Origin of the sequence: Blastococcus aurantiacus (assembly GCF_900102425.1) — a bacterium.
Classification (GTDB): Bacteria; Actinomycetota; Actinomycetes; order Mycobacteriales; family Geodermatophilaceae; genus Blastococcus; species Blastococcus aurantiacus.
Genome location: NZ_FNBT01000001.1, coordinates 662275 through 684175 on the forward strand (window position 1 = coordinate 662275; position 21901 = coordinate 684175).

Here is a 21901-nt window from a genome sequence, read left to right on the forward strand (position 1 = left end):
GGTCACTGGGTGACGGTGGACTGCTGGTCGGCGGTCGCCTCCGCGTTCGCGTCGATGTCCTGCGTGATGATCGCGTCCTGCTGCGCGACGGCCGTGGCCGCGGAGTCGACCGAACCGACGTTGGCCGCCACCGCGGCGTCGATCGGTGCGGCGACGTTGGCGTTCGCCGCGACGGCCCCGGCGATCGGCGACGCCAGGTCGAGGTCGGCGGCCAGGTCGACGTCGACGTTGAGCAGGTTGCCGTCCAGCATGCCCCCGGTCGTGGTCGGCACAGCGCCGACGTCGGTGCCACCGGTGGTCGCGTCGGGAGCGGGTGCCGGCTCCGACGTCCCCACCGTGTCGTCGGACTGGTCGATGGTGCTGTCCTGCGGGGCGTTCGCCACCGCCTCGCCGGTGATGCCCTGGTCGATGAGCACGCCCTGGTCGGACAGCGCCTGAGCGGTCGACCCGGTCGACAGCACGTTGGCGCCGACGGCGGCGTCGATGGGTGCCGCCACGTTGGCGTTCGCAGCCACCGCGAGGTCGATCGGGGCCGCGGCGTCGAGAGCGATGTCGAGATCGGCGTTGAGGTCGAGGAGGGAGATGACCTCCTTGTCGGGCAGCGCCGCTCCCGTCTCGGCGGCGAGCTCCTCCGGCGAGAGCGGTCGGCGTGCGTCGTCCTGGCTCACAGCTCCTCCTTCGTGGGACCGGCCCGCTGGCTTCCCGGTCGGACCTGGGACAAACGCGCAGGCAGGGATCCCGGGCGAGCTGTCACTCCCCCGAGTTACCGGTGGCCTAGCGTCCGGTCATGACCGATCGCTCCCCGATCCGCATCGGGAACTTCTCCGGCTACCTCGGTGACCGCTTCAGCGCCATCGAGGAGGCGCTGGCCGGGGACCCGGTCGACGTCCTCATGGGCGACTACCTGGCCGAGGTGACGCTCGCCGGGATGGCGACCGCGCACCGGCAGAACCCGGAGCGGGGCGGGTACGCGCCCTCCTTCCTCCGCCAGCTGGCGCCGCACCTGCCGGTGATCGCCGAGCGCGGGATCAAGGTGGTCACCAACGCCGGTGGGTTCGACCCTGCCGGGATGGCCGCCGCGGTGCGCGGCCTGGTCGGCGACGCGGGCGTCGCGCTGCGGGTGGCGCACGTGGAGGGCGACAACCTGCTGGGCCGGCTGGACGAGTTCCACGCCGACGGCTTCGCCCTGGAGAACCTGGACACCTCCGCCCCGCTCAAGGACTGGGGCGTGGAACCCATCGCGGCGAACGCCTACCTCGGCGGCTTCGGCATCGCCGAGGCGCTGCGGGCCGGCGCCGACATCGTCATCACCGGCAGGGTCACCGACGCCTCGCTCACCGTCGGGCCCGCCGCCTGGTGGCACGGGTGGACGCCGGACGACTGGGACGCCCTCGCCGGCGCGGTGACCGCCGGGCACATCATCGAGTGCGGCGCGCACGCCACCGGCGGCAACTTCTCCGGCTTCCTGACCGTGCCCGGCATGGCCCGGCCCGGCTTTCCGATCGCCGAGATCGCCGCCGACGGCAGCAGCGTGATCACCAAGCACGCGCGGGACGGCGGGATGGTCACCGTCGACACGGTCACCGCCCAGCTGGTGTACGAGATCCAGGGGCCGCGCTACCTCAACCCGGACGCCACGGTGCACCTGGAGACGGTGCACCTGACGCAGGTCGGCCAGGACCGGGTGGCCATCGGCCCGGTGACCGGGTCTCCCCCGCCGGTCACCGCGAAGGTCGCCGTCTTCGCGCCGATCGGCTTCGAGATCTCCACGATGCTGTTCTGCACGTCGCCGCACGTGCCGGAGAAGGTGGCCCTGCTGCGCGAGCAGCTCGGGTTGCTGCTGGACGGCGTCGTCGACGAGCTGGACGTGACCGCGCTCGGCACCGCTGCCCCGGACCCGGCCACCCAGTGGGAGGCGACCGTGCCGATCCGCGTCATCGCCACCGCGCGGGACCGCGAGCGGCTGCGCGGCTTCCACGCGGCCGTGGGCAGCCTGTACCTGCAGGGCTTCCCGGGCTTCCACCACGACGGGCACGCGCAGGCCGCCCGGGAGCCGTGGCCACGCATCGACTACTGGCCGGCGCTGGTCCCCGCCGAGGTGCTGGTGCACCGGGCGGTGCTGGAGGACGGCACGGTCCTGGACGCGCCGACGCCGTCCCGGACGGCGACCGACGACGAGATCGCCCAGCCGCGGCACCCCGAGCCCGCCGCCTGCGCTGCACCGTCGGGCGGTCGGCAGGTCCCGCTCGGGGACCTGGCGCACGCGCGGGCCGGCGACAAGGGCGGCAACTCCAACGTCGGGATCTGGGTGAGCGACCCGGCGCACTGGGAGTGGCTGCGGACGACGCTGTCGAGCGACGGACTCCGGGCGCTCCTGCCGGAGGTCGCGGACCTCGGGGTGGTGCGGCACGAGTTCCCGCACCTGCGGGCGGTGCACTTCGTGCTGCAGGGACTGCTCGGTACCGGCGGCTCGTCCAACCTGCGGGTGGACCAGATCGGGAAGTCGGTCGGCGAGTACCTGCGCTCCAAGACCGTCACGGCGCCCTCCGACCTCTGACCGGGCCCCCGTACGGTCCAGGTGACCCAGACCACCCGACGCCCAGGAGCGCATGCATGAAGGCTGCCGTCTACCACCGCAACGGTCCCCCGGAGGTCCTCCAGTACGAGGAGGTCCCCGATCCGGTCGTCGCGCCGGGAGGCGTCGTCATCCAGGTCGAGGCCGTCTCGATCGAGGGCGGGGACACCCTCAACCGGCTGGGTGGCCCGCTGCTCTCGCAGCCGCACATCGTGGGCTACCAGGCGGCCGGGACGATCGTGGCGGTCGCCGACGACGTGACCGACCGGGCCGTCGGCGACCGGGTCGTGGCCACCAATAGCCACGGTTCGCACGCCGAGCTCTGGGCCGTGTCCGCCAGGACCACCTGGAAGATCCCCGAGGGCGCCGACGTCGCGTCCGTCGCCTGCGTGCCGATCCCGTTCGGCACCGCGCACGACTGCCTGTTCGAGTTCGGGCGGCTGCAGGAGGGCGAGACGGTCCTCATCCAGGCCGGCGCCGGCGGGGTGGGCGTGGCCGCGATCCAGCTCGCCAAGCGGGCCGGGGCGACGGTCATCGCGACCGCGTCGTCCCTCGCCCGGCTCGAGCCCCTCGCCGCGCTCGGCCTCGACCACGCCGTCGACTACTCGCAGAGCGGCTGGGTCGAGGAGGTGCGGAGCCTCTCCGACCGTGGACGCGGCGTCGACCTCGTCGTCGACTCGGTGGGCGGCTCTACCCTGCAGCAGTCCGTCGCCTGCCTGGGCCGCCGCGGCCGCGCCATCACCGTCGGGAACGCCGGGCGGGACTTCTCGCCGTTCAACGCCGGCGTGCTGGGCCGGCAGAACCAGTCGCTGACCGGCGTCTACCTGGGTGGCGAGATCACCACCCCGCGGGTGCAGGCGATGGTGCAGGTACTGGTGGACGACGTCGCCGCCGGCCGGCTGACCGTCCTGGTCGACCGCACCTTCCCGCTCGCCGAGGCCGCCGCCGCGCACGAGTACATCGAGAGCCGCCGGGCGATCGGGCGCGTCGTCCTCACCCCCTGACCCGGCCTGTCAGGCGGGCGCCGGCCGCTCGACGGCCGGCCGGACGGCAGGCGCCTGGGCGTCGCCCTCCGGCCGGTCGGTCGGGAAGGGCACGCCGGTCAGCTCCTCGGACAGCTCCCAGACCCTCCGGGCGTCCTCGAAGCTCCGCAGCCGACGGTAGGCAGTCTGCTCGGCCGGCGGCCCACTGATGTGCCCCCACCGGCGCGGGCCGTAGAACCGGCCGCCGGACGCGTCCGGCGACGTCGCGGCGAGCAGGGCGGGGAGGGCGGCGGTCTCGGGCGTCCCCGCGATGCCCAACGCCGACAGCCGCCGGATCACGCGGATGTTCCGCGTCTCCTCGGCCCGGCCGATCTCGGGCCGGGCAGCGAGCAGGTTCGTGGGAGCCACCCCCGGGTGCGAGATGTTGCTGGTGATCCCCCACCCGCCGGCCGTGCTGCGCCGGTCGAGCTCGAGGCCGAACAGGCCCAGAGCGATCTTCGACTGGCTGTAGGCCCGGAACGGGTCGTACGAGCGCTGCCACTGCAGGTCGTCCCAGTTGATGGCGTTTCTGTTGGCGGCGATGCTCACCTGCGACGTGACACGCGCCCGGCCGGCGCGCAGTAGCGGCAGGAGGCCGGCCACGAGCGCGACGTGCCCGAGGTGGTTGGTGCCGAACTGCAGCTCGTGCCCGTCGACCGTCGTCCGCCGCTGCGGCGGCGTCATGACGCCGGCGTTGTTGACCAGGACGTCGATCGGCCGGCCCTCGCCGAGCAGGACGTCGGAGAGGCGGGCGACCGACTCCAGCGAGGACAGGTCGAGCGGGTGGAGGGTGAGGCGCGCGCCCGGGACGCGTGACCGGATCTCGGCGAGTGCCGCTTCCCCCTTCCCGTGGTTGCGGACCGGGAGGACCAGGTCGGCGCCGGCGGCCGCCAGGCGCCGGGCGAGGACCAAGCCGATGCCGTCGCTGCCTCCGGTGAGCACTGCTCGCTTGCCCGATAGGTCGGGAACGGGGATGTCGATCGTGGTGCTGGCCATCGTCGGACTCCTGTGTCGTCGAGGCGCTCGGTGCGCGGTGACACCACCGTCTCCCCGCCGATCGACACGAGGCAGGACCCGTCGATCCCCCTCTGCCGACGCTCGAGAGGGGGATCGGCGGGCCGTGGCTGCGCCGTGAGCGCACCGGTAGACACGTCCTCGACGCGCTGCACCAGGCCGGCGCAGCGCACCGCATCCGGAGGAGACACGTGGCCGTCGATCGAGCCGGGATGGCGGAGTTCCTCCGGCGCCGCCGGGAGTCGCTCCAGCCCGAGGACGTCGGCCTGCCCCGTGGGCCCCGCCGTCGCACCGCGGGGCTGCGCCGCGAGGAAGTGGCCGTCCTCTGCCACATGTCGACCGACTACTACTCGCGGCTGGAGCGGGAGCGGGGCCCTCAGCCGTCCGAGCAGATGCTGGCCTCGATGGCCCAGGGGCTGCACCTGTCACTCGACGAGCGGGACCACCTGTTCCGGCTGGCCGGCCAGCAGCCCCCGCCCCGCGGGCCGAGCAGCGAGCACGGGGTTGCTGCGGATCTTCGACCGGCTCGGGGACACCGCTGCCGAGATCGTCACCGAACTCGGCGAGACGCTCCGGCAGACTCCGCTCGCCGTCGCCCTCACCGGCGACACGACGCGGTTCACCGGCCCCGCGCGCAGCAGGGGTTACCGGTGGTTCACCGACGCGGCGGCCCGAGCGCGCCACGTGCCGGAGGACCACGCCTTCCTCTCGCGCATGTACGTCGCCGGGCTCCGCTCCATCGTCACGCTCCGGGGGCCCGGATCCCGGGCGGCGCAGCTGACCGACCTGCTGCTGGAGCGGAGCGACGAGTTCAGGACCTTGTGGGGAGCGCACGAGGTCGGCGTCCACCCGGATGAGGTGAAGCGGTACCAGCACCCCGAGGTGGGCCGGATGGAACTCAACTGCCAGACGCTGATCGACCCCCACCAGGCCCACCATCTGATGGTCTACACCGCCCTCCCTGGTACGGAGAGCCACGACCGGCTCGAGATGCTCGCGGTGATCGGCGCCCAGTCCCTCGCTCTCTCGCCGTCGGGCAGCGGTACCGGAGCATCCCCGGATCGGTGACGCGCGTGCGACGCGGGCACCTGGGAACGCCACCGGCCCGGCCCCTCGATGAGGGACCGGGCCGGTGGACGGACCGGGCGAGCGGAGCGGTACCGCGCTCGCCCGGGCTACATCAGCTGCAGCCGCTGGTGGAGCCGCAGCCCTCGCAGACGTAGCAGCTGCCGGCGGGACGCATCTTCGTGCCGCAGGTCATGCACAGCGGCGCGTCGGTGGCGGTGCCGGTGACCAGCTCCAGCAGCTCGGCCGAGGAGTGGGCCTCCTTGACCGACTTCGGGCCCGCCGGGGTGACCTTCTCCTCCACCTTGGCGGTCTCGATCGGCGCGGAGCCGCGCAGCTGCTCCAGGTCGACCTCGTCCTCCTCGGTGACGGCCGGGGTGCTGGCCGACGAGCCGTAGGAGCCGGCGACCTGGGCGGCCCGCTCCTCGGCGGTGAAGATGCCGAGACCGGCCCGCTTGTCGACGGGCAGGTGGTCCAGGGCCAGGCGACGGAAGATGTAGTCCATCACCGACTGGGCGATCCGGATGTCCGGGTCGTCGGTCATGCCGGCCGGCTCGAAGCGCATGTTGGTGAACTTGGAGATGTAGGTCTCCAGCGGCACACCGTGCTGCAGCGCCAGCGAGATGCCGATCGAGAAGGCGTCCATGACACCGGCCAGGGTCGAGCCCTGCTTGCCGAGCTTCAGGAACACCTCACCGAGGCTGCCGTCCTCGTACATGCCCGCGGTCATGTAGCCCTCGGCGCCGGCGACGCTGAACGAGGTGGTGACGCTCGTCCGCTTCTTGGGCAGGCGCTTGCGCACGGGGTGCGAGAGCGCGGCCGGGGCGGTCGCCTCGACCTTGACCTCGTCCTTGGTGCCGTCGTTCTTGCCCTTGCCGCCGGACAGCGGCTGGCCGACCTTGCAGTTGTCGCGGTAGATCGCCAGCGCCTTGAGGCCGAGCTTCCAGCCCTCGAAGTAGATCTTCTCGACGTCCTCGATGGTGGCGGTCTCCGGCATGTTGACCGTCTTGCTGATCGCGCCGGAGATGAACGGCTGCACCGCGGCCATCATGCGGACGTGGCCCATGGGCTGGATGGCGCGCTCGCCCATGGCGCAGTCGAAGACCTCGTAGTGCTCGGGGCGCAGGGTCGGCGCGTCCACGACGTGGCCGTGCTCGGCGATGTACTCGACGATCGCCTCGATCTGCTCCTCCTGGTAGCCCAGGCTGCGCAGCGCCCGCGGCACCGTCTGGTTGACGATCTGCATCGAGCCGCCACCGACGAGCTTCTTGAACTTGACCAGCGAGAAGTCCGGCTCGATGCCGGTCGTGTCGCAGTCCATCATGAAGCCGATCGTGCCGGTCGGGGCCAGCACCGAGGCCTGCGCGTTGCGCCAGCCGTTCTCGGCGCCGATCTCGAGGCAGTCCTGCCACTCCTTGGTAGCCGCGCGGAGCACGTCGGCGTCGTCGGCACCTACCGGGCGGATCGCGTCGTTGGCCGCGGAGTGCTTGCGCATGACCCGGGCGTGGGCGTCGGCGTTGCGGGCGAAGCCCTCGTAGGCGCCGACGATGCCGGCCAGCTCGGCCGAGCGGCGGTAGGCGGTGCCGGTCATCAGCGAGGTGATGGCGGCGGCCAGGCTCTGGCCACCGCGCGAGTCGTAGGCGTGGCCGGTCGCCATGAGCAGGGCGCCCAGGTTGGCGTAGCCGATGCCCAGCTGGCGGTAGGCCCGGGTGGTCTCGCCGATCGGCTCGGTCGGGAAGTCGGCGAAGCAGATCGAGATGTCCATCGCGGTGATGACCAGCTCGACGGCCTTGACGAAGTTCTTCGAGTCGAATGTGCCGTCGGCCTTGAGGAACTTCATGAGGTTCAGCGACGCCAGGTTGCACGAGCTGTTGTCCAGGCTCATGTACTCCGAGCAGGGGTTGGACGCGTTGATGCGGCCGGTCTCGGGGTTGGTGTGCCAGTCGTTGATCGTGTCGTCGTACTGGATGCCCGGGTCGGCGCACTCCCAGGCCGCCTGGGTGACCTTGCGGAACAGGGTCTTGGCGTCGACGGTCTCGATGACCGAGCCGTCCATGCGGGCACGGAGGCCGAACTCGGTGCCCTCCTCCACGGCGCGCATGAACTCGTCGGAGACGCGCACCGAGTTGTTGGCGTTCTGGTACTGGACGCTGGTGATGTCCTTGCCACCGAGGTCCATGTCGTAGCCGGCGTCGCGCAGCGCGCGGATCTTGTCCTCCTCGCGCGCCTTGGTCTCGATGAACTCCTCGATGTCGGGGTGGTCGATGTCGAGGACGACCATCTTCGCCGCACGGCGGGTGGCGCCACCGGACTTGATGGTCCCGGCCGAGGCGTCGGCGCCGCGCATGAAGCTGACCGGGCCGGACGCGGTGCCGCCGGAGGAGAGCAGCTCCTTGGAGGAGCGGATGCGGGAGAGGTTGAGGCCTGCACCGGAGCCGCCCTTGAAGATCAGGCCCTCCTCGCGGTACCAGTTGAGGATCGAGTCCATCTCGTCGTCGACGGCGAGGATGAAGCAGGCGCTGACCTGCTGGGGAGAGCTCGTGCCGACGTTGAACCACACGGGCGAGTTGAAGCTGAAGTACTGGTGCATGAGCATCCAGGTCAGCTCGTGCTCGAAGATCTCGGCGTCGCCCTCGCTGGCGAAGTAGCCGTGCTCGCGACCGGCCGCGCCGTAGGTGAGCACCACCCGGTCGATGAGCTGGCGCAGGCTCGTCTCGCGCTGCGGGGTGCCCACGGCACCGCGGAAGTACTTTGTCGTGACGATGTTGGTGGCGTTGATGCTCCACTCGGAGGGGAACTCGACACCGCGCTGCTCGAAGTTGATCGAGCCGTCGCGCCAGTTGGTCATGACGACGTCGCGGCGCTCCCACGTCACGTCGTCGTAGGGGTGCACACCGGCGGTGGTGAAGACGCGCTTGATCTTGAGGCCCTTCCGGCTGGGCGCCTTGGGGGTGCGCCGTGCGCGGCTGCTTGCCAAGCGGTCGTCGGTCTCGGTCATGGTGTGGAGCTCTCCCTGGTCGTGTGGTGCTCGGTGTGGTGCTCGGCGCGCGCCGTGGAGCCGCGCGGTGACGGATCGGAGGGCTGGGGAAGAGCCGCGATCGAAGTGCTCGACGTGCTGTCTAGCCGTGGGTAGTGACAGTTCTCAGGGGCCGTCGGACGGGCCGGCGGCGGGGGCGGCCGCACCGGTGGGGCGGGCCTTCAGCTCGGCGATCTCCTTCTCGAAGTCGGCCACCGAGGTGAAGGCGCGGTAGACGCTGGCGAAGCGCAGGTAGGCGACCTCGTCGAGCTCGCGCAGCGGACCGAGGATGGCGAGCCCCACCTCGTGGGCGGGGACCTCCGCCGCGCCGCTGGCGCGGATCGTGTCCTCGACCTGCTGGGCGAGCTTGGCCAGCTGGTCCTCGTCGACCGGCCGGCCCTGGCAGGCCCGGCGGACACCGGCGACGACCTTGGAGCGGTTGAACGGCTCGCTGACGCCGCTGCGCTTGACGACGGCGAGGACGGCCTCCTCGACGGTGGTGAACCGCCGACCGCACTGCGGGCAGGAACGGCGGCGACGCGTGGTCGCCCCCTCGTCGGCCTCCCGCGAGTCGATCACCCGACTGTCCGGGTTGTGGCAGAACGGGCAACGCATCGCGGTCCACCTCCCTCAGCGACTCCTCGTCCGGGACGTCCTGTGGACCCTCCTGGGGACATCCGGTGGACGTCGCGGGGAGAACCTGAGGACCGGCCTGTGGACGAGTCTTACAGCTCTGTAACTACTAGATCTAGTGGAACCCTATGCCTGGCCCCACTAGATGTGCAAGACATCTACCGGTCGGCGTGTTCCGCCCTGACCCGGCTGTCACCCGCAGGAACACGGCATCCCACCCGTCACACGACACGCCCGCACGGCGCGCCGGAGGGTGTACCGGGACGTCGACGCTGCGCGCTCACGACCACCCCTGCCGGTGCCGGACGCGGCACCTCAGGGCCGTGCTGACCCGTCAGCGTGGTGCGGACGCCGCCCTTCCCTCAGCGGTGAGCGACGGGGGTGCCGGGCCGGCGGACGACGCGACCAGTGAGCGCGCCCGCAGACGGAGCGGCGGGCCTCAGGCCCCGAAGACGGAGTTGCCGACCCGGGGCCGGCGCGAGCTCGCGGACAGGTCACCGAGCCGCATGGGGCGGGTCAGCAGGTCGGCCTCGGCGTCGACGCGGCCGGCGCAGACCTCGGACCGCCCGTAGGACTCCTCGGGCCGGGCGCTGCGCGCCTGCGGGACCGACCACCCGGCGCCGACGTGCGGCCGCGCCGCGCGGCGCGACTCCGCTGTCGTCGCCGACTCCACAAGGTCCCGGTCGCCCTGGTCGGCGATCGCCGCGAAGATCTCCGTGTCCGCCGCCCGGTGCCGGCCCTCGTCACGGTCTGCGCGGTGCCGGCCGGGCGGGACCGCGACCTCGGCAGCGACGGCGACCTGGACGTCGGTGTCCTCGGGAGCCCGCCGGCGCCCGGCGGGGCGCGACACGGAGACGGTGGGCGCCACGGCGGCGGCACCTGCCACCGAGGGCGCCGGGGCCTCGTCCCGGATCATCGGCAGCGCAGCGGTCGTCGCCGCATCGATCGTGAGGGGGCGGCCCCGCATGGCGGAGATCGCCTGGGCGGGCGGGAGCTCCTGCTTCACCCGGGAGTCGATCCGGTTGGGCGCCGTGACCGGGGAGACCTGCTGTTCCGGCAGGCGGAGGGCGGCGAGATCGATCCACGCCGTCTCCTCGACACCGCCGACGACCACCCGCACCCACATCTGGCAGGTCCCGGAGGCGTCGTGCCGCCAGCCGAGCAGCTCGCCGCGCCACCACGTCCCCGCCTGGTAGACCTCGACGGCCTGGGGGGAACTGGTGAACACAGCGGCTCGGCTGTCCATGGAACCTGACACGCGACGACCGTATGCGCTCGACCGGCCACTGTGGGTGAAGACGCCCGGGCTGATGATTGACGAACTCGCCGCCTCAGCTTGGCCAGGTGTTGCCCTGTCGCCCGGCCGGGCGGGAGGCGTGCTGCCCTCGCTCACGGGAGGAGGAGGACCTGACCCGGGACCACGACGGCGTCCGGCAGCTCGTTCAGCTCGCGGATGTCGGCGACGACGTCCCGGACGTCGTCCCCCTCGCCGGCGACGGCTGCTGCGATGGACCAGAGCGTGTCGCCCGGGTGCACGACGACGCTGCTCTCCCCCGCCAGGCGCAGGCCACCCTCGTCGTCCCCGGCGACGGCGGACCCCACGCAGGACCCCACCGCGATCCCCACGGCCAGACCGAGCACCACGCCGAGCCGGCGCGCGCGGCGCGTGAGCCGGACGCCCGGGACGCTGCGCTCGTCGACGGCGCGACCGGGGACGGCCGGGCGGCGGGGGCTCGCCGTGCCCGCCGGGAGGGGGCGGCGCAGCTGGTTCCCCGACGGCCGCGGGCGGGAGGCCGCGGCGTCCGCCGCCATCCGGCCGGCGCGCGCGGACGCGGCGGGGGTGCGAGGTGCCAGGTCCGGCACCGCCCGCAGCGTCCGCACACGACCGGACCCACTCGCAAGCGGCGGCCGCCACGGAGCCTGGACCGCCTCGTCGAACTCCACCACGGCCTGCGCCACGCCACCCATGACCACTCCTCCGACCTGCACCGTCGTCACCGTCTTCGAACGGCTGTTCGAATCGAACGTCTGTGCGATGTCTACCGGAGACCACCGACAGAAGCGACCCGACACGGCGTCCCGGTTTCGAACAGGTGTTTGAAAGGTGCGGTGATCAGCGCTACGGTTCCGGGGACGCGACCAGCACGGCTGCACCGGCAGCCCGCGAGGAGGAGACGTGGCGGAGACCAGCGGGACGTCGGGTGGCCGGCGGACGCGCAGCACGGCGACGGAACCGGACCGGGAGAACGGCACCGCGTCCGTGCGCTCCTTCCCCGACCGCGGCACCGACGGCGACGGGCTGACCCAGCGGCAGCGCCGGGTCCTGGAGGTCATCCGCGACTCCATCGACCGGCGCGGGTACCCCCCGTCGGTGCGCGAGATCGGCGAGGCGGTCGGTCTCTCCTCGGCCTCGTCGGTGGCCCACCAGCTCTCCGTGCTGCAGAAGAAGGGGTGGCTGCGGCGCGACCCGAACCGCCCCCGCGCGCTGGACGTCCGGCTCCCGGGCGACACCTCGCGCCCGACGGCGCCCCTCGCGGAGCCGGTGGCCGGCACCGACGAGCCGCTCGCGGCCCCGACCTACGTGCCGCTGGTCGGCCGGATCGCCGCCGGTGGCCCGGTGCTCGCCGAGCAGGCGGTGGAGGACGTCTTCCCCCTCCCCCGCGAGCTGGTCGGCGAGGGGACGCTCTTCATGCTGAAGGTCGTCGGCGACTCGATGGTCGAGGCCGCCATCTGCGACGGCGACTGGGTGGTCGTGCGCCAGCAGCCCACCGCGGAGAACGGTGAGATCGTCGCCGCCATGATCGACGGCGAGGCGACGGTCAAGACCTACAAGCGCCGGGACGGGCACGTCTGGCTGCTGCCGCACAACCCGGCCTACGAGCCGATCCCCGGCGACGACGCCACGGTCCTCGGCCGCGTCGTCTCGGTGCTGCGCAGGGTCTAGGGCTCTTGAGCTGCCGGAGTCCCGTCCGTCGTCCGGACGGGGCTCCGGTGGCACCGGTGTCCAGGACCGGTCGCAGGCCCGTCCAGCACAGGACTCACGGCTTGGGTCGCCTGCGGAACTTCGCGCCCAGCCACACCACGACGGTCGCCACCGCGGCTGCGATCAGCGCCGAGGTCACCGGTGACCGACCCGAGCTGGTCAGGTCGCTGAGGCTGGGCACCGGGCCGTCCGACGGCTCGGCCGCCGGCGACGCCGAGCCGGCCGGGATCGGCACCACGACGACGTCCCCCGGCACGCCCTCGCTGGCGACCAGGAGCTGGGCGTTGTCCGCGGTGAAGCTGATCGCCTCGCCCTGCGGCGAGTCGGGCAGCGCCGTCCGCACCGGCGTGCCGGCCAGTGCCCCCACGACGTCGGAGCCGACCAGCGGCCACACGTAGGCGTCGGTGTACGTGCGCAGCGCCAGGGCGTGCCCGTCCCCCGCCACCGCTCCCCCGGTGACGAGCAACTGCCCCGCCCGGCCGACCGGGCCGCCAGCGGTGCCGGTGAGCGTCATGTTGACCGTCGCCACCCGCTCCATGGGCACGGTCGCCTCGGCCGAGACAGGAGCGGTGGGCCGGTAGACGCCACTGGACCCGAGCACCTCCTTGGTGACCAGGTACGGCGTGCCGTCCGGGGCCAGCAGCAGCGCTTCCGAGTCGTGGGCACCGTCGGGGTAGCTGAGCCGGTGCACCACGGCCGAGCCGTTCGGTCGCAGCGCGATCAGCGCGACGGTCGCGCGGGTGGCGTTGTTGTCGCCGGCGTCGGCCAGCCAGATGGTGCCGTCGGCCCCGAGCGCGAGGTCCTCGGGGTCGTAGGGGTCGACATCGGCGGTGCGCGTCTCCAGCACCTGGCACCCGCCGTCGAGCACGGTGACGCTCACCCGATCGCCGCCGTCGTTCATGACGAGCATGCGCTCCCCGAGGTCGACGAGGCCGGAGATCTCGGCCAGCGCCGGCTCGGTGATCGAGCAGCGGACCGCCGGTGCAGCCGGCTCCTCGGCGGCCGCGACACCGGCAGCACCGACGGGCAGCACGACGCCGAGGAGGACCGCCACGCCGAGGGGGAACGCCCGGGTGGCACGCCGTCCTGCGATGCCGCTACGCGGTCTGCCGGCCTGCTCGGGCACGGACCCAGCGTGACAGAACGAATGCGTCCAGTGCGTGAACCACGCCCAGCAGCAGGATGCCCACGGCCGCGCCCACCACGGCGTCGGTGACCCAGTGGAAGTCCAGCGAGATCATCGACAGCCCGGTGAGCACCGGCCCCACGACGCTCAGCCACCAGAAGAGGCGCTGCACCCGGGCGGGCAGTCCGTACTCCACGGCCTGCCACCGGGCCACGCCCCACATGAGCACGGCGTTGGCGACGTGCCCCGACGGGAACGACGCGCCGTCGTCGTGGAAGAAGTAGCTGCCGGGATAGCGGGGGGCGGTGCGGCCGGTCCCGTACTTGAGCGCGTACACCGCTCCGGTCAGCAGCACCACGGCCACCAGCACGCGGAGCAGCGGCAGCACGGTCCGCCGGGTCCAGGCCAGGTAGCCGACCAGGCCCGCGAGGACCACCAGGATGGTGACCCGCCCACCGAGCTGGGTCACGAGCCAGACCAGCGGGTAGGCCGCCGAGTCGGCGAGACCCCAGCCCTTGACGACGTCGGACACCCGCACGTCGAAACGCTCGGTGGCGCCGTAGGTGAGCAGGTCCAGGGTCACGAGCCCACCGACGACCAGGGCGGCGAGCATCGCCCACCACGACGGCCGGCCCACCGGCGTCCCCGAGGTGCTCCCTCGGGGGCCGGCGTCGTGCACCACGCCGCTCGTCACCGGGTCACCGTACCGGTCCGTGACCTGCCTGTGATCCGGCCGAGCCGGGCGCCGCGCGGACCGGTCAGCCGACCGGCGCCCCGAACTCCTCGAGCGCCGCGGCCAGTGCGCCGTCCACGCGGGCGGTGAGCCGGGTGCCGCCGGCCTCGTGCGCCTCGGCGAGCACTTCGCCGTCCCGGTGCACCCGGGCCACGAGGTCCCCGCGGTCGTAGGGCACCAGCACGTCGACGTCGACGTCGGGGTGCGGGAGCCGGGCCGCGATCAGCTCGCGCAGCTCGTCCATGCCCGCACCCGTCCGCGCCGAGACCCACACGGCCTTGGGCAGGGCCTGGCGCAGGGTGAGGATCGACTCCTCGTCCATGGCGTCGACCTTGTTCACGACGATCACCTCGGGCACCGACGAGGCGTCGATGTCCTGCAGGACGACGTGGACGGCGTTGATCTGACCGAGCGGGTCGGGGTCGGAACCGTCGACGACGTGCAGCAGCAGATCGGCGGCGGCCACCTCCTCCAGCGTCGACCGGAACGCGTCGACCAGCTGGTGCGGCAGGTGCCGGACGAACCCGACGGTGTCGGTCAGCGTGTACTCGCGGCCGTCGGGGCCCTCGGCCCGGCGGACGGTGGGGTCCAGGGTGGCGAACAGCGCGTTCTCCACCAGGACCCCTGCGCCGGTGAGCTGGTTGAGCAGGCTGGACTTGCCGGCGTTGGTGTACCCGGCGATCGCCACGGACGGCGTCGCGTTGCGGTCCCGGCTGTTGCGCTGGGTCGCGCGGGCCGTCGCCATGCCGGCGATCTCGCGGCGCAGCTTGCTGACCCGGGTCCGGATGCGCCGCCGGTCGGTCTCGATCTTGGTCTCACCGGGGCCACGGGTACCGATACCGCCACCGCCGGCCACACGACCACCGGCCTGCCGGGACAGCGACTCACCCCAGCCACGCAGTCGAGGCAGCATGTACTGCATCTGCGCCAGCTCGACCTGGGCCTTGCCCTCCCGGCTGGTGGCGTGCTGGGCGAAGATGTCCAAGATCAGCGCGGTCCGGTCGACGACCTTGACCTTGAGCACCTTCTCCAGCTGGTTGAGCTGGCCGGGGGTGAGCTCCCCGTCGCAGATCACGGTGTCGGCGCCGGTCGCGGCGACGATGTCGCGGATCTCGTTGGCCTTGCCCGAGCCGACGTAGGTGGCGGCGTCCGGCTTGTCCCGTCGCTGGCTCACGGCCTCGAGGACCTCGGAACCGGCGGTCTCGGCCAGCGCCGCGAGCTCGGCGAGCGAGCGGTCGGCGTCGACCTGCGTCCCCTCGGTCCAGACTCCGACGAGCACCACGCGCTCGAGGCGCAGCTGCCGGTACTCGACCTCGGTGACGTCGGCCAGCTCGGTGCCCAGCCCGGCCACGCGGCGCAGCGCGCCACGGGCCTCGAGGGCGTAGGAACCGGTGGTGTCGTCCTTCCCCTCCCGGCGGTCGGCGGCGGGGGCAGGACGGGTCGAGGGGGCGGTGGGCTCCTCGACGGGGGTGTTCGCGGCGGTCGTCATCGTCTCCAGCGTGGCACGGTCTGCGGCAGGTAGCACCTGAGTTGTCATCACCGGGCACAACGCCGGGAGGGCCCCGGTGCATCCCGATCCGGTGCGCGGGTACGGCCTTTCGGAACGAGATCCCGCACACGAGGAGGAACCGATGAGCAGCACCGGATCGAGCAGCGTGGGTTCGAACAGCGAGCTCGAGGACCCGGGCCGGGAGCCGAAGGGCATCGGCGGGCCGCCCCGCAACCCCATGGGCGGTGGCCCCGACCAGGACAGCGGTCGGGGCGAACCGACCGGCAGCCCGGGCACCGAGGGCCAGTCGATGATGCCGGAGTCGCCGACCGACGACGACGACCGCGTCTGAGCCTCAGGCCCCCAGCCACTCCTGCGACAGCGAGCCGGCCGCCACCAGCACCGCGGGGCCGGTGAGCACCGTCGTCCGGGGGTCGATCTGCACCGACAGGCGACCCCCGGGCACGTCGACGACGACGGTGCCCTCGGTCCGGCCGGCATGGGTGAGCGCGGCGTAGGCCGCCGCGCAGGCACCGGTGCCGCACGAGCGCGTCTCCCCCACGCCTCGCTCGTGGACCCGCATGCGGATGTGGGTGCCGGGCTCCAGCTCGTTGATCAGCTCGACGTTGACGCCCTCGGGGAACAGCGCGGCGTCGAACGCGGGCTCGCGGGTGAGGTCGAGGCCGTCGACGTCGACGTCGGTGAGGGCGGCCAGGTGCGGGTTGCCCATCGAGATCGCGAGCCCGGGGAAGGTGTGGCCGTCGAGGTCGGCCGACCCGCGGCCGAACTCGCGGGCGGGACCCATGTCGACCCAGTAGCCGCCGCCCTCGGCCGCCCCCACGCGGCGCGGTCCTCCGCGGGTGCCCACCAGGAGGCCCTCGATGCACGCCGCCCGGTCGAGCAGCCCCTCGCTGATCAGCGCGTGGAGGAACAGCCGGATGCCGTTGCCGCACATCTCCGCGAAGGAGCCGTCGGCGTTGCGGTGGTCCATGAACCACTCGCAGGCGGCGAGGTCCGCGCCCAGCACCGCCGGGGCGTCGGGTACGTGCGCGGTGCGCACGAGGCGCAGCACGCCGTCGCCACCGAGTCCGGCACGGCGGTCGCACAGCCGGCGCACCAGAGCCGCGTCCAGGCGCGCCTCGGGCCACACCGTCCCGTCGGGGTCGGGCAGCACGACGAAGTCGTTCTCGGTGCCGTGCCCGATCAGCACGCGCGGGGAGGCGGTCACGGGCCGATCGTACGGTCGGCGATCACGCCGGCCGCCGCGTCGAGCAGGTCGGGCCGGGCGGCGTCGAGCCAGGTGGTGGCGGCGTCACGGCGGAACCAGGAGCGCTGCCGGCGGACGAAGCGGCGGGTGGTGACGACCGTCCGTTCCCGCGCCTCCGCCGGGCTGAGGGCGCCGTCGAGCTGGGCCAGCACCTGCGCGTAGCCCAGCGCGCGCGAGGCCGTGGGCCCCTCGCGCAGGCCGTCGGCGGCGAGCGCCTCCACCTCCGCGACCAGCCCCCGGTCCCACATCCGGTCCACCCGCAGGGCGATCCGCTCGTCGAGCTCGGCGGGTTCCCGGTCCAGGCCGAGCACCACCGCCGGGTAGTGCGGCACCGGGTCGGGCATCGTGGCGCGGAAGGGTGCGCCGGTGATCTCGACGACCTCGAGGGCCCGCACGATGCGCCGTCCGTTGCCGGGCAGGACGGCGGCCGCCGCGGCCGGGTCGACCGTGGCCAACCGGGAGTGGAGCGCGGCCGGACCCAGCTCGGCGAGCTCCGCCTCCAGCCGCGCCCGCACGCCGGCGTCGGTGCCCGGGAAGTCCAGCTCGTCCAGGACCGCCCGGACGTACAGCCCGGACCCCCCGACGAGCAACGGGACGACGCCCGCGGCCCGCAGCCGGTCGATCTCCGCCCGCGCCCGCTGCCGGTACTCGGCCACCGACGCCGGCTCGCGCACGTGCCACAGGTCCAGCAGGTGGTGCGGCACCCCGCCCCGCTCGGCGGCGTCGGGCTTGGCCGTGCCGATGTCCATGCCCCGGTAGAGCTGCATGGAGTCGGCGTTGACCACCTCGCCGCCGAGCCGGCGGGCCAGCTCCACGGCGAGGGCGGTCTTGCCGGTGGCGGTCGGCCCGACGACGGCCACCACCGGCGGCGCCTCGCTCACTGCGGCGTCCACTCGGCCACGAGGTAGCCGACGCCGAACGGGGCGACGTCGGCGTGCAGCCGGCCGGACACCGCGCATCCGGCCAGCGCGCCGCCCACGGCCCGCCACACCGGCACCCCGGCGGCCAGCAGCCGCTCCCCCTCGGCCGCGTCCAGACCCGCGAGCGCGGCGGTGTCCCCGTCCGCCAGCGCCGTGGCGACGGCGGCGTCGAAGGGCGCGGCCCGGTCGTCGAGGTAGCCCGGCGCCTTGACCCCGCGGCGCGCCGATCCGTCGGCCAGTGCGAGCACCCCGACCGGCTCGGCGCTCTCCGCGAGCACGCGGGCCAGCTCACCGGGCCCGACGCCGATCCGCCCGCCCCGGTACGCGACCTCGTCCAGCAGCCAGGCGCCCACGGCGAACTCCGGCCCGGCGACCCCCGGCCGCGCTGCCGGCGGGCCCGCGAAGGGCACGTCGAGCTCGAAGCCCAGGCCGTGCAGCCGGGCGACGTCGCCTTCGCCGTAGCGCGCCCCCGCCGGGGCCCCGCCCGCCACCACGACGACGGAGTCCGGACCGCTCGCGAGCATCGCGGCGACGGCGGCGAGGCAGGCGCCGCGCAGCTCGGTCGTCTCCGGCGACGGGCCGCCCTCGACCGCGGGCAGGAGCAGCGGCGCGGAGGGGCAGAAGGCGACGGGAGGGCCACTCGGGCTGGAGGAGAGGGACGGTCCTCCGGATTCGCGGCTCACGCCCTCAGTCTCGCCGATGCGACGTGGGACACTGCCCACGTGTCGAGCACGGACAACCCCGGCAGCGGGGCGCAGCAGGCCACTCCACCGATTGTGGAGACCCCCGACGGAGCGAGCCCGGAGGTGGAGCAGGGACCGGACGCGGTGACGCCAGAGGCCGGTACGCCCGACGCCCCGATTCCGGCCGGGGCCGCCCTCCCCGACCCGACGGCCGAGCCGGCCCCCGAGGCGGCTGCTCCCGAGGTCGCTGCTCCCGAGGTGGCGGTCCCGGCGGCCGAGACGCTCGAGACGGTCGCCCCCGAGGCCGCGGTGCCGCCACCGGCACCCGGCGCCGCCGAGGAGCCGCCGGCAGAGCCCGTCGCCGCGGCAGCGGACCCCGAGCCGGTGGTCGCGCCGGCCGAGACCCTCGCGCCGGCCGAGACCCTCGAGGCGGTCGCCCCTGAGGTAGCCGTCCCCACGGTCGCGCCCGACGCCGAGACGCCGCCCGCGGCGGCTGCCGCCGGCCCCGCCGCGCCGATCCCCGCTCCCGCGGTGCCCTCACCCGCGACCATGGCGCCCTCGGCCGAGGCGGTCGTCGACCCCTCCCGCTGGGGCCGTGTCGACGAGGACGGCACCGTCTACGTCCGCACCGCCGACGGCGAGCGGGCCGTCGGCTCCTGGCAGGCCGGTGAGCCCGTGGCGGGCCTGGCCCACTACGCCCGCCGATTCGACGACCTGGCCACCGAGGTCTCCCTGCTCGAGGCCCGGCTGAAGGCGCACACCGGCAACCCCTCGGAGATCAAGGGCAAGGCGCAGGCACTGGCCGAGTCGATCCCGACCGCCGCCGCGGTCGGCGACCTCGACGGGCTCGCCGCCCGGGCGCGCGCCATGGTCGGCACGGCCGACTCCGCCGCGGCGGAGTCCCGCGCCGAGAAGGCCGCCCAGCGCGCCGCCCAGGTGGCACGCAAGGAGGCGCTGGCCGCCGAGGCCGAGAAGATCGCCGAGGAGTCGACGGCGTGGAAGGCCGCCGGCGACCGGCTCAAGGCGATCGTCGAGGAGTGGAAGACGATCCGCGGCATCGACCGCAAGACCGACGAGGCGCTGTGGACGCGCTTCGCCGCGGCGCGGGACGCCTTCGGTCGCCGGCGGGGTGCGCACTTCGCCCAGCTCGACGCCCAGCGCGGTGAGGCACGCGCCGCCAAGCAGGAGCTGATCAAGGAGGCGCAGCGGCTGTCGGCGTCCACCGACTGGGGCCCGACCAGCGCCGCGATGCGCTCGCTCATGGACCGCTGGAAGGCGGTGCCGCGCACCGGCCGCGACGGCGACGACGACCTGTGGAAGCAGTTCCGCGCCGCGCAGGACGTCTTCTTCGCTGCCCGCACGGAGTCGGACAAGGCGCGCACCGGCGAGGAGGCGGCCAACCAGAAGCTCAAGGAGGAGCTGCTGGCCGAGGCCGAGCGGATCGACCCGTCCAAGGACCTCCGCGGGGCGCAGACCGCGCTGCGCAAGATCCAGGAGCGCTACGACGCCGTCGGGCACGTGCCGCGCGGGGCCATGCGCCAGCTCGAGGACCGCATGCAGGCCGTCGAGCAGAAGGTCCGCGGCGCCGCCGACGCCGGTCGCCCCCGGGCCGCCGCCGAGAACCCGATGGTCACGTCCATGCGGGCCGCCGTGACCAAGGCCGAGGAGCAGCTGGCCAAGGCCGAGGCCGCCGGCGACCAGCGGCGGATCGGCGAGGCACAGGCCAACCTCGCCACCCGCCGCGAGTGGCTGGCAGAAGCCGAGAAGTCCGCCCGTCGCTGAACCACCCACGACGACGCCCCCGCCCGGAACTCCGGAAGGGGGCGTCGTCGTCAGGACACCGAGCAGCCGGTGGCGAGGACCGGGAGCGGATCCGGGACGCCGATCCGAGGCATCCCCAGCGTGACGCCGGCCGTGGTCGGGCGGGTGCCTGCCTCGCTCGCGTCGCCCGCGCGCGTCCGGCGGTGGGACAGCGGCACGCCGTCGGCGACGAGGAAGTGCGGCTTGGCGTCGGTCACCACCGTCTCGACGACGTCGCCGGGGCGGACGCCGTCCGCTGCCGTGAAGTGCACCAGGCGGCCGTCGCGGGCGCGGCCGGAGAGCCGGCCGGTGGCGGCGTCCTTGCTGCCCTCTCCCGCGGCGACGAGCAGCTCGACCCGCCGGCCGACCCGCGCGCGGTTCTCGGCCCAGCTGATCTCCTCCTGCAGGGCGGTCAGCCGCATGTACCGCTCCTGGACGACCGCCTTGGGCAGCTGGTCGTCCATGTCGGCGGCCGGCGTCCCGGGGCGCTTGGAGTACTGGAAGGTGAAGGCGCTGGCGAAGCGGGCCTGCCGGACGACCTCGAGGGTCTGCTCGAAGTCGGCCTCGGTCTCGCCGGGGAATCCCACGATGATGTCGGTGGTGATCGCGGCGTCGGGCATGGCGGCGCGGACGCGGTCGATGATGCCGAGGTAGCGGTCCTGCCGGTAGCCGCGGCGCATGCGGCGCAGCACGTCGTCCGACCCGCTCTGCAGCGGCATGTGCAGCTGGTGGCAGACGGCGGGGGTCTCCGCCATCGCCTCGATGACGTCGTCGGTGAACTCGCGCGGGTGCGGGCTGGTGAAGCGGATGCGCTCCAGGCCCTCGATCCGCCCCGCCGTCCGCAGCAGGTCGGCGAAGGCCCCCCGCTCGCGGAACTCCACCCCGTAGGCGTTCACGTTCTGGCCGAGCAGGGTCACCTCGAGCACACCCTGGTCGACCAGCGCCTGCACCTCGGCCAGGATCTCGCCGGGACGGCGGTCCTTCTCCTTGCCGCGCAGCGCCGGGACGATGCAGAACGTGCAGGTGTTGTTGCACCCCACGCTGATCGACACCCAGCCCGAGTAGGCCGAGTCCCGCTTCGCCGGCAGCGTCGAGGGGAACACCTCGAGCGACTCGACGATCTCCACCTGCGCCTCGGCGTTGTGGCGGGCACGGTCCAGCAGCGCCGGCAGCGACCCCACGTTGTGCGTACCGAAGACGACGTCGACCCAGGGGGCGCGCCGCACGATCTCGCCGCGGTCCTTCTGCGCCAGGCAGCCGCCGACGGCGATCTGCATGCCGGGGCGGGCGTCCTTCACCGGGCGCAGGTGGCCGAGGTTGCCGTAGAGCCGGTTGTCGGCGTTCTCCCGGACCGCGCAGGTGTTGAGGACGACGACGTCGGCGTCGTCCCCCTCGGCGGCGGCCCGGTAGCCGGCCTGCTCCAGCAGCCCGGACAGCCGCTCGGAGTCGTGCACGTTCATCTGGCACCCGTAGGTGCGCACCCGGTAGGTGCGCTCGGTGCTCTGCGCTGCGCTCTCCATGACAGCAGCGAGGGTACGGCGCCCGCACCTCCCTGCCGCCCGGCGACCGCGCGTG

The 21901-nt window shown here is 73.6% G+C and carries 19 protein-coding genes and 1 pseudogene; 7 read left to right on the forward strand and 13 right to left on the reverse strand.

The features are described from left to right. Positions 1-2: 2 nt before the first annotated feature. Positions 3-668: a peptidoglycan-binding protein gene (locus tag BLS70_RS03105; RefSeq protein ID WP_091763999.1), complete on the reverse strand. Its 666-nt coding sequence runs from the start codon at positions 666-668 to the stop codon at positions 3-5. 119 nt (positions 669-787) lie between these two features. Between BLS70_RS03105 and BLS70_RS03110 the strand changes: the two genes are divergently transcribed. Both BLS70_RS03110 and BLS70_RS03115 read left to right on the forward strand, forming a co-directional pair. Next, positions 788-2557 carry an acyclic terpene utilization AtuA family protein gene (locus BLS70_RS03110; protein ID WP_091764000.1) on the forward strand — a complete coding sequence of 590 codons (1770 nt, stop codon included), beginning with the start codon at positions 788-790 and terminating at the stop codon, positions 2555-2557. A gap of 56 nt (positions 2558-2613) precedes the next feature. Next, positions 2614-3579: a quinone oxidoreductase family protein gene (locus tag BLS70_RS03115; protein ID WP_091764001.1), complete on the forward strand. Its 966-nt coding sequence runs from the start codon at positions 2614-2616 to the stop codon at positions 3577-3579. A 9-nt stretch (positions 3580-3588) separates the two neighbouring features. Here BLS70_RS03115 and BLS70_RS03120 read toward each other — a convergent pair whose 3' ends face one another. Next, positions 3589-4593: an SDR family oxidoreductase gene (locus BLS70_RS03120; protein ID WP_091764002.1), complete on the reverse strand. Its 1005-nt coding sequence runs from the start codon at positions 4591-4593 to the stop codon at positions 3589-3591. 230 nt (positions 4594-4823) lie between these two features. Between BLS70_RS03120 and BLS70_RS21180 the strand changes: the two are divergent. Together BLS70_RS21180 and BLS70_RS21185 are read left to right on the forward strand one after the other, a co-directional pair. Then, positions 4824-5000: pseudogene (locus BLS70_RS21180) on the forward strand (helix-turn-helix domain-containing protein); the annotation flags it as partial. A 115-nt stretch (positions 5001-5115) separates the two neighbouring features. Further along, entirely contained in the window at positions 5116-5679 is a 564-nt protein-coding gene (locus BLS70_RS21185; protein ID WP_255362198.1) for an MmyB family transcriptional regulator, read from the forward strand. Between the two features lie 112 nt (positions 5680-5791). Here BLS70_RS21185 and BLS70_RS03130 read toward each other — a convergent pair whose 3' ends face one another. The 4 genes from BLS70_RS03130 to BLS70_RS03145 all read right to left on the reverse strand — a co-directional run bounded on the left by BLS70_RS03130 (position 5792) and on the right by BLS70_RS03145 (position 11314). After that, positions 5792-8674, reverse strand: coding sequence for a vitamin B12-dependent ribonucleotide reductase (locus BLS70_RS03130; RefSeq protein ID WP_091764003.1), 2883 nt, complete (start codon positions 8672-8674; stop codon positions 5792-5794). A 144-nt stretch (positions 8675-8818) separates the two neighbouring features. Continuing rightward, positions 8819-9307, reverse strand: coding sequence for a transcriptional regulator NrdR (gene nrdR / locus BLS70_RS03135; protein ID WP_091764004.1), 489 nt, complete (start codon positions 9305-9307; stop codon positions 8819-8821). Between the two features lie 457 nt (positions 9308-9764). Then, positions 9765-10583: a hypothetical protein gene (locus tag BLS70_RS03140; RefSeq protein ID WP_143030329.1), complete on the reverse strand. Its 819-nt coding sequence runs from the start codon at positions 10581-10583 to the stop codon at positions 9765-9767. A gap of 131 nt (positions 10584-10714) precedes the next feature. After that, positions 10715-11314 carry a LysM peptidoglycan-binding domain-containing protein gene (locus BLS70_RS03145; protein ID WP_218122249.1) on the reverse strand — a complete coding sequence of 200 codons (600 nt, stop codon included), beginning with the start codon at positions 11312-11314 and terminating at the stop codon, positions 10715-10717. A 187-nt stretch (positions 11315-11501) separates the two neighbouring features. Between BLS70_RS03145 and lexA the strand changes: the two genes are divergently transcribed. Then, positions 11502-12269 carry a transcriptional repressor LexA gene (lexA, locus tag BLS70_RS03150; protein ID WP_091764006.1) on the forward strand — a complete coding sequence of 256 codons (768 nt, stop codon included), beginning with the start codon at positions 11502-11504 and terminating at the stop codon, positions 12267-12269. A gap of 94 nt (positions 12270-12363) precedes the next feature. On the opposite strand, the gene BLS70_RS03155 is transcribed toward lexA, so the two are convergent. The 3 genes from BLS70_RS03155 to hflX form a co-directional block, all read right to left on the reverse strand. Beyond that, positions 12364-13434: a hypothetical protein gene (locus tag BLS70_RS03155; protein ID WP_255362199.1), complete on the reverse strand. Its 1071-nt coding sequence runs from the start codon at positions 13432-13434 to the stop codon at positions 12364-12366. Continuing rightward, positions 13406-14128, reverse strand: coding sequence for a phosphatase PAP2 family protein (locus tag BLS70_RS03160; protein WP_255362200.1), 723 nt, complete (start codon positions 14126-14128; stop codon positions 13406-13408). The genes BLS70_RS03155 and BLS70_RS03160 overlap by 29 nt, the downstream gene beginning before the upstream one ends. A gap of 64 nt (positions 14129-14192) precedes the next feature. Further along, positions 14193-15656 carry a GTPase HflX gene (hflX, locus tag BLS70_RS03165; RefSeq protein ID WP_091764008.1) on the reverse strand — a complete coding sequence of 488 codons (1464 nt, stop codon included), beginning with the start codon at positions 15654-15656 and terminating at the stop codon, positions 14193-14195. 142 nt (positions 15657-15798) lie between these two features. On the opposite strand from hflX, the gene BLS70_RS03170 reads away from it, so the two are divergent. Continuing rightward, positions 15799-16008 carry a hypothetical protein gene (locus tag BLS70_RS03170; protein ID WP_091764009.1) on the forward strand — a complete coding sequence of 70 codons (210 nt, stop codon included), beginning with the start codon at positions 15799-15801 and terminating at the stop codon, positions 16006-16008. Between the two features lie 3 nt (positions 16009-16011). Here the strand turns inward: BLS70_RS03170 and dapF are convergent, their stop codons facing one another. Genes dapF through BLS70_RS03185 form a run of 3 tightly spaced genes read right to left on the reverse strand, consistent with a single transcriptional unit; the run spans position 16012 to position 18526 of the window. Then, positions 16012-16884 carry a diaminopimelate epimerase gene (gene dapF, locus BLS70_RS03175; RefSeq protein WP_091764010.1) on the reverse strand — a complete coding sequence of 291 codons (873 nt, stop codon included), beginning with the start codon at positions 16882-16884 and terminating at the stop codon, positions 16012-16014. Then, positions 16881-17804 (reverse strand): tRNA (adenosine(37)-N6)-dimethylallyltransferase MiaA, encoded by a 924-nt coding sequence (gene miaA / locus BLS70_RS03180; protein WP_255362201.1) that lies wholly within the window; start codon positions 17802-17804, stop codon positions 16881-16883. Before miaA ends, dapF begins: the two co-directional genes overlap by 4 nt. After that, positions 17801-18526, reverse strand: coding sequence for a class III extradiol ring-cleavage dioxygenase family protein (locus BLS70_RS03185; protein ID WP_091764012.1), 726 nt, complete (start codon positions 18524-18526; stop codon positions 17801-17803). The genes miaA and BLS70_RS03185 overlap by 4 nt, the downstream gene beginning before the upstream one ends. 39 nt (positions 18527-18565) lie before the next feature. On the opposite strand from BLS70_RS03185, the gene BLS70_RS03190 reads away from it, so the two are divergent. Then, complete coding sequence (locus tag BLS70_RS03190; protein ID WP_091764013.1) at positions 18566-20308, forward strand: DUF349 domain-containing protein; 1743 nt, start codon at positions 18566-18568, stop codon at positions 20306-20308. Between the two features lie 50 nt (positions 20309-20358). On the opposite strand, the gene miaB is transcribed toward BLS70_RS03190, so the two are convergent. Then, the gene (gene miaB, locus BLS70_RS03195; protein WP_091764014.1) at positions 20359-21846 is read right to left on the reverse strand and encodes a tRNA (N6-isopentenyl adenosine(37)-C2)-methylthiotransferase MiaB; all 1488 of its coding nucleotides are present in this window, start codon (positions 21844-21846) and stop codon (positions 20359-20361) included. Positions 21847-21901 lie beyond the last annotated feature (55 nt).